Below are 14,819 nucleotides of genomic sequence, written 5' to 3' on the forward strand. Positions count from 1 at the left end.
AAATTATTTGTCCTCATATAAAAAGATATTATTTTGGTTTCATAGCTTCCGCTGCTTGCCAAACCTGTTCGCCCAATATGCAGTACGTTCAAGGTAAAAGTCGGGACCAAGTGGATTATAATCGAGGTAGTCAAATTCAGGGATATCAAATGGTACCGCAGGTTCAATCTGAGTTCCCTCATGCCATTCATTAAAGGATGTTATGGCAATAAACTTTGCATTGCTCTGTAATGCTGCATCAAACATTCTATCATAATATTTTCCATTTTCACGGTCTCTGGTATTCGCATCATTCCATGGGCGCACACGAGTATCTATATAGCCCGGACCTACACTGGGAATAAATATCAGATTATGACTTGATGCCCATCGTTGTAAATAGTTCCAGTTGGAAGGGGTTGAACCATACGTAAAGCCTGTTGATGCGAAGTATGTATAAAAGCCATCCATCCCTGATTGCAGAAAATAATCCTCTTCTCCTTTACCAACCCACAACCCTATTATTTTAGAATCTAAATTGGTGTTCCGGATTGTTATTACACCGTCAGGCTTCAAAAGTTCGGCCCATTCTGCCGCAGGGATAAGGTAGGAATCGTATAAAAAGAATAAGGGTTTCCCGTCAATTCGGTAAAATGCGGGATGTTGGCCAAATTTATCCAAAAAGTTACTGATGTTATTTCTCACTGACTGGGGAGAGCGGCCGTTGTAGGGTTCAATATGAAAGCAAACTTTCAAGCCATTTTTGTGGGCTTCATCGAACAGGGTATTTAAAGATCCTGACCCCTGATAGTGATCTCCCCACCAGGTTACGGCTACCACGCCTATACCCGCCCTGGCATACATTTTCATATGTTTGGCAACGATAGCGGGATCGTTGCTGCTATAATTTTTCAGTTCGGGGTAGAAGTTAGAGGACAGGTTTTCTCTGCCGGGAATAAACTCAGTGGCACTTTCATTTTTATTCTGAGGAATCACCTGATGTGCCCAGTGTATCTCTTTACCGTCATATTCGGTGTTACCGTACCAGTTGTAGTAAAAACCAAAGATGTTCTCATTAATTGAAGGTATCACCTTCGAACTTTTTTCACTCGATTCGCAAAATGTTCCAAAAATAAACAGGGGTAGAAGCAGCAATGTAAAATATCTATATCGTATTTGCATAGTTCTTCATATTATACAAGCACAATTAACCAGGGCCATTCCCAATTTTTAGGAATAGCCCTGGAGTGTTTGAAAGAGTATTACCTCGGGATTTCAACTCTTAATGCCTCATTGTAATTATGACGCTTTATTCCTTCGGTAGCATAGTTAATTCTTGCCGCAGCCCTGATAAATACTGTTCTGCCTGCAGGAATCACACCATTGGTGGTAATTGTGACCGGTTTACCAAGCTCAGCTTCAAAACTGGTGCCGCTATAACCTTTCTCCACTGAATATCTGTTATCCCATTCGCGATAACCCACATAGGGCATCTGACTGACAAACAGGCGCACATCGGTCACATTCAGGAAGTTTTCATTATAATTACCCATTGGTTCGATCTTGGCTCTGAAATCTTCACGGCTGACGGCTCTTTCTACAATGAATGTGGCAGTTATCTTGCCTTGATTCACAGTGGGTGTACCCACCCATTTCAATTTCAGAAACGGCTGTACCTTGAATTCAACTTCAGTTACGCCCTTGATGTCAATATACTTTGTCTCGTCGGCAATGGTATCCCCACTGTTGTTTATCCTTAGCAGGGGGATAAAAGCACCGTCAATGCGTACATTATAGTGTCCCTTGAAGACTTTTGTGTTTTGAAAAACACCCTCTTTCATGCACCAGAAGTCAAATGGGGTGGGAGAGGGAGTTTTATCCCAGCTTAACTCCCTCAGGCGTATGCGGGTTCCCTCACTCCCCTGGTCGGTAAGTACCGGATCTCCTGTAGCCACATCGATAACTCTCCCTTTCAGCGTTTCTTCGGGCCAGTCATAATTATCTATTTCACAAGAACTGACAAAAGCAATGAAGCCAATTAATAGTATGTAACTTATTTTTTTCATAACCATTCTTTTAAAATTATAAGCATTAACGACCAGGTTGTTGATCAATCACAGGACTCTTGGCAACCTCTCCACTGGGAATCATGAAATAATACTCCTGTTCTCCAATGCGGAAACGTTTTCTGGCTTCTTCAAAACCAGCATCAAAGAAGTACGCATCCGCCACAGTGGAATAGAATGGATATAAACCTCTATACCAAGCCCCATCCGCCTGAGTTGAACCATTCAGAGGGTCTGAGTGCTGGGTTCTCCAGCGTCTGATATCCCACAATATTTTATTCTCAAATCCCAATTCTTTTCTGCGTTCCTTGCGAACCATTTTAAGAATATCCTGGCTGCTGGTTACCTCATTTGCCGTAATCGCGTTGGCTCCTGCGCGTAAACGGATCTGGCCGATATAATCCTTGACAAGGTCTGTTGCATTGGCACCATCAGGCAATGCCTTACCAGCAATCATTAGCTCCGTGGCAGCCTCTGCAGCATTCAGCAGCACTTCCGCGTAGCGCATCAGGATAAAATGCTGTTCAGAACGTGCCTCCAATACCAAAGCCTGAGGCATATTCGGGTTCTGCCATTTGCGGATAACAAAACCGGTAAAAGCACCTGTCCTGTCGGCCGTAAATGGTCCGCTCCTGCCGGCAGCATTTAAATCTGAGCCGTTGGGCAGTTTTACCACTTCGTGGTTGGAGCCGTCTCTCGACAAAAACAGTTGTTTCGTGCTATAATTGCCTTTGGCTGTGTATGCATCTACCTGATTGTAGTTCGATGGGCCGGAGATAGAATAATCGGGTGCTCCTCCGTTTACAACCCTCAGCGGATTAATTCCGCCGGCTACGCTACCCGTGTAAATACCTCTTCTTATATCAATGGTTTCACCTTTGAATTCAGAGCCCGGCAACATTACGTTGGCCTTTAAGCGCGGTTCTGCATTCGCAAAAATATCTGTGATATTATCAAATAAAATGTACTTCCCATTTTCATCAAATACTTTGATTGTCCCATCTGCATTTTTATTAATGCCATCAAATAGTTCAACAAAATCGAGTGTGGGACAGTTCCCTGCAGAATAGCCATTTCCTCCCATCAGCTGGCGGGGGATGTTGTATGAATCAAAGCCGTGAGTTAAGTCGGGGAAAGAGTATTGTTTAATCAGAATGTTTTCTTTACTGCCCGCATCGAAAAACATGTCTACCATATTCTGGTACTGAGCGTTTTTGTCGTTGGCGCTCCATTTGTTCAGATAAAGGCTGTATTTTCCTGAATTGATTACCTCCCTGGCAGCGTTGTAGGCTTCGGTAAAATATTTATTTGAAGCAGCTGCAGCCGTATTCGGATCAAATCCAATGACCCTTACGCCGGTTTTATCCCCAAAACCTGTAATTTTGTTATACTTGGCAATCGAACCGGCATATAACATTGCCTCAGATTTGAAACTCAACGCAATAAATTTATTGGCACCACCTTTTCTCGAGCTGGTCGGCGGCAACAGTTGAATTGCCTTGTCAAAGTCTGCCAATACCTGATTCCATGTTTCCTCCTCTGTGGAACGAGGTACTTCCAATTCCGAAATAGGCTGTTCGGGATAATTTAACATTTTTGTAACCAAAGGCATGCCGCCATAGCGCTTGGCCAGTGCATAATATACAATTGCCCTGGTATAATAGCCTTCGCCCATCAAATAGTTATACTCGGCCACTTCAAAGTTGCCACTATAGTTGGGTAAACTTTCAATCAGCCTGTTTGCATCTCTAAGCAACTCAAAAGCTCTTGTCCAATAAGCGCCGTTACGTGCCCAGCCTTCGGAAACCATTGCCTCTCCGGCATCTCTTCCAAGAGAAGAACCTTCATTTGTTCCCGGAGTAACCAGCCAGTCGTCGAAGAACTGTCGTGCAGGTGAATATTTAAAATCCTCATAGGGCATCTGACTGTACATTCTTGACAGATAGACCGTCATAGACGCAGAATTTGCAAAAACATCGTCGTTTGTAATCACATTTTTCGGCGGTACATCCAAATAATCTGAACAAGACGAAATAATCAAACCACCTATTAAAAACAGAGTGTATATATATCTTTTTAATTTCATGATGTATCTTTATTAAAATGTAACTGATAAATATCAGTACATCGTTGACACTTTTGTATCATCAGATCGTTGACAATTTAATTGTCTAACTGTATCATCAGTTCGTTGACAAATAATAAAAGTGTTCTTTGAAATATTGCATACTTTGCTATCAAAAAAATTATGGATAGCGAAGAAAAATTAAGACAAGATGCAGTGAATCTGTTTCTCAAAAAGGAATCTATCAGTAAGATAGCATCAAGCCTCTCGAGAAGCCGCCAATGGGTCTACAAATGGATCTCAAGATATGAGAACAACCCCTCTCTCGATTGGTACAAGAATGAGTCAACAGCACCCAAGGTACAATTGAAACGTTTACCATTAGATGTTGAGCAATCCATTGTAGAAGCAAGAAAGCGTCTTTCTTCTAATCCTTATTCACAGAACGGGGCAATCAGCATTCTCTACGAACTGAAACGGTTAGGAATAACCACCCCCTCTGTCGCAACCATTAACAGGGTTTTGAAGAAGAAGGATCTGATAAGAAAAAAGAAAACTTCAACAGGCACCTTCAAAGAGTATCCGATTCACTATCATGATGTTCAGCAAATGGACTTGATTGGTCCCCGGTATCTGAAAGGTGGTTTTAAGTTTTACATTTTCACCATTATAGATAAAAATAACCATCTTGCAGGAGTATATCCCATAACCAATAAATCGGCAAATGTTATAGTGCCTTGTCTGGTTGATTTTTGGATCCTGTATCAGATGCCGGACTATCTTCAAATGGATAACGAGTTATCTTTCAGAGGTAGCAACCGGCATCCCAGAGGGTTGGGACTTCTATTAAGGACGGCTATCAGTAATGGCGTGACTCCGCTTTTCATACCCCCAGCCGAACCCTGGAGAAACGGGGTTGTAGAAAAGTTCAATGAAAGAGTGCAGAATCACTTCCTTTCTACTTACTTTTCCTCTCTGGAAGAAATGCAGGTAAAAGCGATGGAGTTCTCAGCCTTTCACAATGCCGAACACAGGTACTCATCGCAAAACAACAAATCTCCAAATGAGATGCTCCAAGAGATGAAATACCTGGCTAAGCTCAAAAGAGGGATAGACCTGAGTAAAAAACCAGTAATCGAAGAAGGTCAGCTGATCTTTGTCCGATTCATCAGGAGTGACTTGAAGCTTCATCTTTTGAATAGCACCTTTGAAGTGTCAGAGAAACTCGTCTACTCTTATGTGGAAGCGATCGTCCAAATTGATAAACATCTTTTGATCGTCAAACACAAAGAAATGATTTATCACTACTTTGAATTTGTGATGCCCTTGTCTTAAAAATATGCAATATGTCAATGATCTCTTGATATATGACCTTCCTTAGAAGGCCCAAACCCTATAGGGTTTGTAAACGAGGTGATGATACGTCTAAGAAACTTAGAACTGTCAACGAAGTGATGATATGTAACATGTAACATTTAAACCGAGAGAGAAAGTCTTATTCAAAGGATACAGATACCCATAGGTGTCAGCCGGATGTTCCGGGTCTATAAACTGTACCTTGGTGATAGTGAATATGTTGTATCCGTTGGCGTAAATTCTCAGGTTAGATACGCCTATTCTTGACACCATGCTTTTCGGAACAGAATAACCCAGTTCCAGTGATTTTAAACGAAGGTAAGCTCCGTTCTCCACATTAAAAGAAGACCTGTTTTGAGGAAGACTTCCAGTGTAGGCAAAGTGGCCGGGGATCCATTTTATTGCCGGATCGTAAGGATCAGCGGTCGGGTCTTCAGGATGCCATCTATCCATGAACTGCTCCATGGCACTTGAGTTTGAGTTACCCCAGAGAGGCTGGCGAAGTTGCTCGCCATACTCAACAGAACCCAGTGCGGAACCCTGGAACAGGAAGTTAAGGTCGAATCCCTTATAACTTGCGTCTCCCATTAAACTGAAGTTCACCCAGGGAACCTGGTTGTATCTGATAGGATATTCGTCATTACCATTGATTTCACCATCACCGTTCCAGTCTTCATAGATGAAGTCGCCAATAATTGTTCCTCTTCCAATATAGGTAGGATTGTTCCATATTTGTTCCCACGATTCAAACTGTCCGATCACATTGTATCCCGTGTGCATTCCCTGTATTCTGTTGTTCTGGTTGTTTTTCCAGTTGTCCCATGAACTGCCATAAGGAGCCGACTCCACATACAAACGTTTCACCCTCGTAATAGAGAACAGGCCTTTCAGTCCATAATTAAATTCGTTCACACTGTTTCTGTGTGAAATTTCCATATCCATACCGTAGGTCTGATCACTATTGAGATTTTCTTCAGGCAGGGCAGCACCCACCACAGTAGGTATTCCACCGGTTTTTCTTGCCAGCAGCCCTTCACGTCTTCTTGAGAAATAGTCTGCCGAAATGCCCAGCAATCCGTTCCATGCCGTAAAGTCCACACCCACGTCAAATGTTTTGGAAGTAAACCACGTTAAATTAGGATTTGGAATACCCTTGTTTACAGCACTACCAAAGAATGAATCATTTAATACATATCCCTGGGTGAAATTTCTTCTGTCACCACCGGAAGAGTATGTGTAGCCGGACAGGTACTGATAAGCAAGCGCACTGTCATCTCCAGCCTCACCATACGAAATACGGAATTTCAACTGATTGACATCCGACAAGATAGAGTTTTTGAAGAAATTCTCTTCGGAAATTACCCAACCTGCAGAAACACCAGGAAAGAATCCCCAACGTTGATTTTCAGAAAATCTTGATGATCCGTCGTATCTGAACAGAAATTCGAACAGATATTTTCCGGCAAAATCGTAATTTAACCTACCCGCCAGCGCCAGGTTGGTATATTCATATAATCTGCTGTCTGAGGTTGACATCTGGCCAATCTGGTTTAAAGAAGAACCGGCAAAGAGATAAGGCATCTGGAATATCAGGTCTCTCGAGCCTTCAAAGTTGTCCCCTTCTCTGCGTTGTGTTTCCCAAACCAGCAACGCCTTTGTCTTATGAAACTCAGCAAACGTTTTCTCATAATTCAATGAAGTTTGCGTGAGCAACTGACTTTTCATGTCATTTGCACGACTAAGATTATTACGCTGTCTTGAAAATGTCTGGTATTTTTCAGTAGTTTCGTCGTATCTGTACTGATTATATTGTTTTTGATAGACTGTACCATCTAAAATAGAGTAATCATAGCTAAGCAAAGTTTTTGCAGTCAGGCCTTCCACACCGGGAATATCATAAGTAAGGCTTATAGAGGGTTGCATCCATTTGGTATTGTATTTTCTAAAGCCCACCACATCCTTATCCATAAATGAAACAGGGTTATCCCCTTCAATTTCTCCATGATACAATTTGGTTGGATCATTATTGGCATACACCGGAATATGGGGCCCCTGACGCCAGAAACCGCGAATAATCCACCATGAATCCTGATAGGGGCGGTTTTGTTCATCCATAATAAAACTAAGATTGGTGTCCAAGGTAAGGTTTTCGGCAATCTTAGCAGTAATATTAGATCTGATGTTGTACTTCTGGTAGTTCAGATCATTGGACTTGAAAAAACCATTCTGATACTGATAACCAAGAGATGCATAGTATCTGATGCGGTCGTTACCACCGGTCGCACTTAAATTATGCATCGTTTGTATTGCATGAGGGCCGAAAACATGAGAATACCAGTCGGTAGATTTTTTCTCGCCGCTTCTGTATGCCTCAAAATCCTCCTCATGGAATAAAGGCTGAGACTCGTTCAGACTATGCATCGCCAGCTCGTTGCGCAATGTCATGTAACCGATGGCATCAATGGTAGCCGGGAGTCCCGAAGGAATCTGCCATGTATAAGTACCATTATAAGTAAGTTCGTTACTCTGCACCCTGCCCGCCTTGGTTGTTACCAAAACAACACCGTTAGCAGCGCGTACGCCATAAATGGCTGCAGAAGCGTCCTTTAGTACAGAAATGGACTCAATGTCATTTCCGTCGAGTCTCTGAAAGTCGGCATTTGATCTGGGGATACCGTCAATAATAATCAACGGGGCGCCCATACCGCGTATGTCGAAGTTATTGTTGAACGCACCGGGCTCCGCAGTTCTTTGCATCACCCGCACACCGGGAATTTTACCGGTGATCATATTCTGCACGTTTTCGTTTTTCGTCGTAATGATGTCACTGGCTGAAATTGCAGACACAGCACCTGTCAGCGTCTGCTTTTGTTGTACACCGTAGCCTACTACAACCAGTTCCTGCAAAGTCTGTGTGTCTTCCCTTAATTTGATGTTAAAGCTGGTTTTTCCCGCAGTATTAATATCCTGTTCCAGATAACCTATATAAGATATATGTATCATTGCGTTCTCAGCAACGCTCAGTGTGAAGTTACCGTCAATATCAGTAATGGTGCCATTTGTTGTACCACGTTCTATAATATTTGCACCAATAATTGCATCTCCATTTTCATCAGTAACATTACCTCTTATTTGTTTTTTCTGCTGCTGAATAGTAAGAGAAGAGATTTCTCCGGATAAATTATCCGAGTTATTGGCTACAGAGCATAGAACATTGATAAATAAAAGTAACAATGCCGTTCGCATAATCAACAAAAAATGTTTATAGATGTTTTTTTGGGTAAAGTGGTTATCCCTTAAATCGTTTTTAATCATACATTTGCAATTATTAAATTAATATTGTGGAATATTTAAAAAAATGATTTGTTTTTTATGGGCTTTTATATCATAGGCAATCCATTTTATGGGTTAATAATAAAATAATTCCAAATTTCTTAAGCAAATATATCTATAAGATTTAAATTATGCGAATAATTTAACGTAAAATTCAATAATATCGTATTCGGGGCTTATTTTGGTCCGGTATCCCTTATATGGTGACAGGGTGATGATAGAGTGGTGTCAGGGGGATAACAGAATGATATGAGTGAAGCATCGGAGAATGCGGGCATCAGGTGACTGGAGAACAGGCAATCTATTGCCGTTTCGAAAAAAATATTTATTTTTGTTTATCACCACAGGCTAATCCTGTTTAAATGACTTCGCTGATCGCTGAAATATAAAAATAGAAGGAAAAAACGATGAAACAGATGATGACGAAGTTGATCGTCGATCCTTTCAGGATATTCAAGAACAGGACTTTTGCCAAACTTTTCACATCACAGCTTGCCAGTCTTGTGGGCGACGCTTTCACTTGGTTGGGGCTTGCTTTGATTTCGTATGAATTAAATCCCAGGCGTGCATCCGCTATTTTGGCCTCGGCACTTACAATGCGGGTGTTGGCATATATCCTGTTTTCGCCGTTTTCCGGTGCAGTTTCCGAAAGTTTTGCACGGAAAAATATTTTGTGGATCACACAAGGTTTCAGAATGGCAATTGTTGTATTGTTGCCTTTTGTGACCGCCGAATGGCAATTGCTTGTACTGATATTTCTACTGAACATGGGTGCCGCATTTTACACTCCCACATACAGGGCGATCATTCCGCAGATAGTCGACAGAAGTGAATACCGCGAAGCCAATGGATTGTCGATGGCGGTATTTCAGCTGTTAAGTGTCTTTGGACCGGCACTGGCCGGTATTTTTGCCCTTTGGCTGGGAGTAAAGCAACTTTTCTTTGTCAGTGCGGTCATGTTGTCCCTTGGAATTACCGTGATCATTTCCATTCCATCCGCATCACTCCAAACCGGAATTATCACAAACAAAATTAATTTCAAATCAGGTTGGAACAACGTGGCAAAAGGGATTCAACTGCTTTTCGGAAACAGCATTCTACGTTTTGCGTTGAGTATGGAATTTGTGGCTGCCATCGCAGGTGCACTCGTTTTGGTAAATACGGTGGCACTCATAAAGACCACAATGCAATTGAAAGACAGTCATTATGGACTGGTTATGGCATTGTTTGGCGTGGGCGGCGCGACTACCGCTTTTCTGCTTGGCAGCCTGGACAAATCCAAAACCCGTAGTTTTTCACTTGTCAGTGGAGCATTGCTTGTTGGACTTTCTGTACTTTTTGCAAATTTCGTATCATTCAATGGCTTACTTGTACTATGGGTACTTGCGGGTATCGGCCAGACACTTGCCGATTTACCGTCGGAAACGTTGATTGGAGAAAATATTGCAGCCAGGGATCAGGCGAATGTGTATGGTTCGCACTTTGCTTTCTCACACCTGTGGTGGTTTATCGCCTATCCGGTTGCCGGATATCTGGGAACAACTTTTCCTGCACGCTCATTTTTATACGGAGGGTTACTCTCCATCATCCTGGTAATAATCGCTTTATTACTTTTTAAACGTCCCAAGTCATACCGGCACTGAAGGAATTACATTCCGGGGTGCAGTTATTTAAAAAGATGCTCCATCTGTTCCAGCGATTTTCCTTTGGTTTCCGGCACCATTTTCCAGACAAACAGTGCGGAAAGCAGAGACATCAATCCATAAAAACCGTAGGTCATCCATGCACTGAATCCCACCATGAACGGGAATGTGGATGAAATCAGGTAGTTTGCAATCCATTGGAATGCCACCGCAATTGCCACCGCCTTTCCTCTTATTTTGTTTGGAAATATTTCAGATATCAGTACCCAGCAAATAGGTCCCCATGACATCATGAAGGCAGCGGTATAAATGATAATGAATATCAGGGTGCTCATCCCTATTATGTTGTTGAACGAGAGCGTGGAGATGGCAAACATCCCTATTGCCATACCAATGGATCCGGTAATCAGCAGAGGTCTCCTTCCCCATTTATCTACCGTAAATATGGCTACCACTGTAAAAACGACGTTAACAAATCCCATCACGATGGTTTGAAGCAGGGAGGCGTCTTTGGCCGCGCCCAGGTTCTCGAAAATCCTCGGTGCATAATACAATACCACGTTGATGCCGACAAACTGCTGGAAGACAGACAAGAGGATGCCGATGATGATTACTTTCTTTCCGTAAGTAAAGATACCGGTGCGCAGTGTTTCACCCACCGTTTCCTTGATTTCCATGAGAATACCGTGTGCCTTTTCCTTGCTGCCATTAATCCTTGCAAGTACCGACAATGCTTTTCCGTCTTCGTGTACCAGCGCAAGGTACCGGGGTGTCTCAGGCACGAAAAGCAGCAATATCCCAAACAGGGCTGCAGGGATCGCTTCCGAAACAAACATATACCTCCATCCCATGCTGTTGATCCACTCTATGGTCTGTCCGTTTGCTATTCCCCAGTTCACGAAATAGACGACCAGCATCCCCAGGATGATGGCAAACTGGTTTAGGGAAACCAGTCTGCCTCTTATATCCGCAGGAGCGATCTCACTGATATACATCGGACTCACTGCCGATGCCAGTCCCACACCAACACCTCCGAGAATACGGTAAAAGTTGAACATGGCGAGCAAGGCGATGGAGGGTTCATTTTTTGTAAAAAAGAATGTTTCCGGAAAGCCGGATCCCAGGGCAGAGATGAAAAAGAGTACGGAAGCAACCTGCAGGGTCCTTTTTCTTCCCAAACGGGTGGAGAGCCATCCGGAGATCGCACCGCCAATGATGCATCCTATCAGCGCGCTGGAGACCGTAGCTCCATGCACAAGTGAATTTAATCCGAGGGGTACAATCAGGTAAGCCTCCAGCGACTGTTCCGCTCCCGAGATTACCGCGGTGTCATATCCAAAGAGCAGTCCGCCCAGTGTGGCGACAAACGTGATTGCAAAAATATAGGAATTGTTTTTTTTACCAGAATTCATTTTAATTTAATTAAGCGAATGAAACAAACCGGATGACATTCTTTTTGCATAGGGGGGACAATGAGTCGTGAACGTATTAAATATACATATTCAGCATCGCCTCGTACAACTCCTGCTTTCCGCTGGTCTGTGCAGGTTCCTTACCCAATGCCAGTGCATATTCGCGCATATCTTCCAGCGAGAGTTCCCCGTTTTCGAAAGCCTTCCCCTTGCCGCTGTCGAAGGAGGCATATCTTTCCTTTCTCATTTTGAGATAGGGCGATTTCTCCAGAATGGCGGCTGCCGCCTCCAGTGCACGTGCAAACGCATCCATGCCCGAGATATGGGCGATAAAGATGTCCTCCATGTCGGTGGAGTTCCTGCGGGTCTTGGCGTCGAAATTGGTACCACCGCCCTGCAGTCCTCCTCCTTCAAGAATCACAAGCATTGCCTGAGTCAATTCATACACGTTCACCGGGAACTGGTCGGTATCCCATCCGTTCTGGTAGTCGCCCCGGTTGGCGTCGATGGAGCCCAGCATTCCTGCATCCGCCGCACACTGCAGGTCATGTTCAAAGGTATGGCCGGCCAGCGTGGCATGATTAACTTCGATATTCAGTTTGAAATCCTTGTCGAGGCCGTGGGCACGCAGGAATCCTATCACAGTCTCCGCGTCGTAGTCGTATTGATGCTTGGTGGGCTCCATCGGCTTGGGCTCGATGAAGAATGTACCTTTGAAACCTTTCGATCTTGCATAGTCGCGTGCCTTGCCCAGCATCATGGCCAGGTGCTCCTTCTCCCGCTTCATGTCGGTGTTGAGCAGGGTCATATATCCTTCACGTCCTCCCCAGAAGACATAATTTTCGCCCCCCAGTGCGATGGTTGCATCCAGGGCATTCTTTATCTGCGTGGCGGCAAAGGCCACACTGTCGAAGTCGGGATTGGTGGCGGCCCCGTTCATGTAGCGCTTGTGGCCGAACACGTTGGCGGTGCCCCAGAGCAGCTTGATACCGGTATCTGCCATTTTTTGCTTTACATAGGCCACGATGGTTTTGAGGTTGCGCTCATACTCCTCCAGAGAATCTCCCGCATCCACCAGGTCCACATCGTGAAAGCAGAAATATTCAATTCCGATCTTCTGCATAAATTCAAAGCCGGCATCGACTTTCTTTTTGGCTCTTTCAATCACATTGTCCCCGTTATTCCAGTCGAAATCCTTGCTCTCTGCTCCAAAAGGATCGCTGGATTCTGCGCAAAGGGTGTGCCAGTATGCCATTGCAAATTTGAACCACTCTTTCATCTTACGACCGTAAACCATCTTTTCCGGGTCATAGTAGCGGAATGCCAAAGGATTGGTACTTTCCTTGCCTTCAAATTTGATCTTCCCTATTCCGGGAAAATATTCTTTTACATTGTTCTTGGTTTCCATGAGTTTATAAATTCTATTATTTTATCTTTTACTGTACTATATGAATGATTTCCAACGCTGGTACGCATCATGATATTGTGCGCTCTGTGCAGGGTCGGGTTCTACGGTCATGATTTTCTTTAATGAGGAGAATGCTTCCATATTCGATGCATATATTCCGGCACCCATGCCGGCCGCTTTCGCAGCACCTGCCGCCCCGTCCGTATCGAACAGCTCAATCACGGCCCCGCTGATGTTTGCCAAAGTTTCACGAAACAGGGGGCTGAGGAACATATTGGCATTTCCCGCCCGTATCACATGGATGTCCATGCCCATCCCCTGCATGATCTCCATTCCGTACTGAAAGGAGAAGACAATGCCTTCCTGGGCTGCGCGAAGCATGTCGGACAGGTTGTGAATATTGAAGTTGATTCCCCGGAAGGAACAATCCACATTCCGGTTTTCCAGTACACGTTCCGCACCGTTGCCGAACGGGATCACCGAGATCCCTTTTGCGCCCGTGGGAGATTGTGCCGCAAGTGCGTTCATCTCGTCATAAGTCATGCCGGAGGGGACCATGTTTTTCTTCATCCATGAATTCAGAATGCCGGTGCCGTTTATGCAGAGCAGTACGCCCAACCGCGTCTGATCGGGTTTGTGGTTGACATGGGCAAAAATGTTTACCCTCGACAAAGGGTCATGCTTCACCTCATCAAGCACCCCATACACCACCCCCGAAGTGCCTGCAGTGGAGGCAATCTCTCCGGGGTTAAACACGTTGAGCGAGGCCGCGTTGTTGGGCTGATCCCCTGCACGGTAGCTGACGGGTGTTCCCGGCTGTAGTCCCAGCTCCCTTGCGGCGGCGGCAGTCACCCTGCCCTGTATTCCGAAAACAGCGGTCGTTTCGGGAAGTATCTCCCGGTCGAAGCCAAAGTAGTCGAGGACCTCCCGAGAGATGCGGTTCTCTTTAAAATCCCAGAATATTCCTTCGGAGAGCCCTTCTACCGTCACCGATATTTCATCGGTCAGCCTCATTGCTATATAATCGCCGGGAAGCATGATCCTGTAAATCCGTTCGTAGAGTTCGGGCTCATTCTCCTTCACCCAGGCCAGTTTTGCTGCAGTGAAGTTGCCGGGCGAGTTGAGCAGGTGTTTTAATACCCTCTCTTCTCCAAGGGTATGAAAGGCTTTCTCGCCATACGGGACGGCACGGCTGTCACACCAGATGATCGAGGGACGGAGAACCTTTTTCTCCTTGTCCACCATCACCAAACCGTGCATCTGCCATGAGATGCCGATGGCTTTTATGTCCTGCGGGTCCACTTTCGATTTTTCGAGTACAGAAGCGTGGGCAAGCTTTAAATTCGACCACCACATCTCGGGATCCTGTTCCGCCCATCCGGGCTGTGCGGCGTGCATGGACATTTCTACTTTTGGAAAATAGTCGGATGCTGTTGTTTTTCCGGTCTCCACCTCGACCAGCGCAGCTTTCACGGAAGAGCTACCTATATCGTAACCTAATAAGTACATATCACTTATTTTTTTAAGATTAAGCCTGAAATCAGGAAAATTACATGA

9 protein-coding genes are annotated in these 14,819 nt (G+C 44.4%); 2 read left to right on the top strand and 7 right to left on the bottom strand.

Translation table 11 applies throughout. The features are described 5' to 3' along the window. Positions 1–39 precede the first annotated feature (39 nt). The 3 genes from AC1HCU_RS02870 to AC1HCU_RS02880 form a co-directional block, all read right to left on the bottom strand. Positions 40–1,071, bottom strand: a complete 1,032-nt coding sequence (locus AC1HCU_RS02870) for a glycoside hydrolase family 71/99 protein (protein ID WP_480368817.1) — start codon at positions 1,069–1,071, stop codon at positions 40–42. 170 nt (positions 1,072–1,241) lie between these two features. Then, complete coding sequence (locus tag AC1HCU_RS02875) at positions 1,242–2,045, bottom strand: DUF3823 domain-containing protein (protein WP_480368820.1); 804 nt, start codon at positions 2,043–2,045, stop codon at positions 1,242–1,244. Positions 2,046–2,070: 25 nt separating this feature from the next. Then, the gene (locus AC1HCU_RS02880) at positions 2,071–4,131 is read right to left on the bottom strand and encodes a RagB/SusD family nutrient uptake outer membrane protein (RefSeq protein WP_480368823.1); all 2,061 of its coding nucleotides are present in this window, start codon (positions 4,129–4,131) and stop codon (positions 2,071–2,073) included. Between the two features lie 162 nt (positions 4,132–4,293). Here AC1HCU_RS02880 and AC1HCU_RS02885 point away from each other — a divergent pair, with 162 nt between their 5' ends. Then, positions 4,294–5,445, top strand: coding sequence for an integrase core domain-containing protein (locus AC1HCU_RS02885; RefSeq protein WP_480366261.1), 1,152 nt, complete (start codon positions 4,294–4,296; stop codon positions 5,443–5,445). Positions 5,446–5,553: 108 nt separating this feature from the next. On the opposite strand, the gene AC1HCU_RS02890 is transcribed toward AC1HCU_RS02885, so the two are convergent. After that, positions 5,554–8,781 carry a SusC/RagA family TonB-linked outer membrane protein gene (locus tag AC1HCU_RS02890; RefSeq protein ID WP_480368825.1) on the bottom strand — a complete coding sequence of 1,076 codons (3,228 nt, stop codon included), beginning with the start codon at positions 8,779–8,781 and terminating at the stop codon, positions 5,554–5,556. Between the two features lie 434 nt (positions 8,782–9,215). On the opposite strand from AC1HCU_RS02890, the gene AC1HCU_RS02895 reads away from it, so the two are divergent. After that, complete coding sequence (locus AC1HCU_RS02895) at positions 9,216–10,442, top strand: MFS transporter (RefSeq protein WP_480368828.1); 1,227 nt, start codon at positions 9,216–9,218, stop codon at positions 10,440–10,442. Positions 10,443–10,465: 23 nt separating this feature from the next. On the opposite strand, the gene xylE is transcribed toward AC1HCU_RS02895, so the two are convergent. The 3 genes from xylE to AC1HCU_RS02910 all read right to left on the bottom strand — a co-directional run bounded on the left by xylE (position 10,466) and on the right by AC1HCU_RS02910 (position 14,771). Next, positions 10,466–11,854 (bottom strand): D-xylose transporter XylE, encoded by a 1,389-nt coding sequence (xylE, locus tag AC1HCU_RS02900; protein ID WP_480368831.1) that lies wholly within the window; start codon positions 11,852–11,854, stop codon positions 10,466–10,468. Between the two features lie 76 nt (positions 11,855–11,930). Beyond that, positions 11,931–13,262: a xylose isomerase gene (xylA, locus tag AC1HCU_RS02905; RefSeq protein WP_480368834.1), complete on the bottom strand. Its 1,332-nt coding sequence runs from the start codon at positions 13,260–13,262 to the stop codon at positions 11,931–11,933. Between the two features lie 36 nt (positions 13,263–13,298). Next, complete coding sequence (locus AC1HCU_RS02910; protein WP_480368837.1) at positions 13,299–14,771, bottom strand: xylulokinase; 1,473 nt, start codon at positions 14,769–14,771, stop codon at positions 13,299–13,301. Between the last annotated feature and the right edge of the window lie 48 nt (positions 14,772–14,819).

Source organism: Proteiniphilum sp. LBM24028 (genome assembly GCF_056629195.1).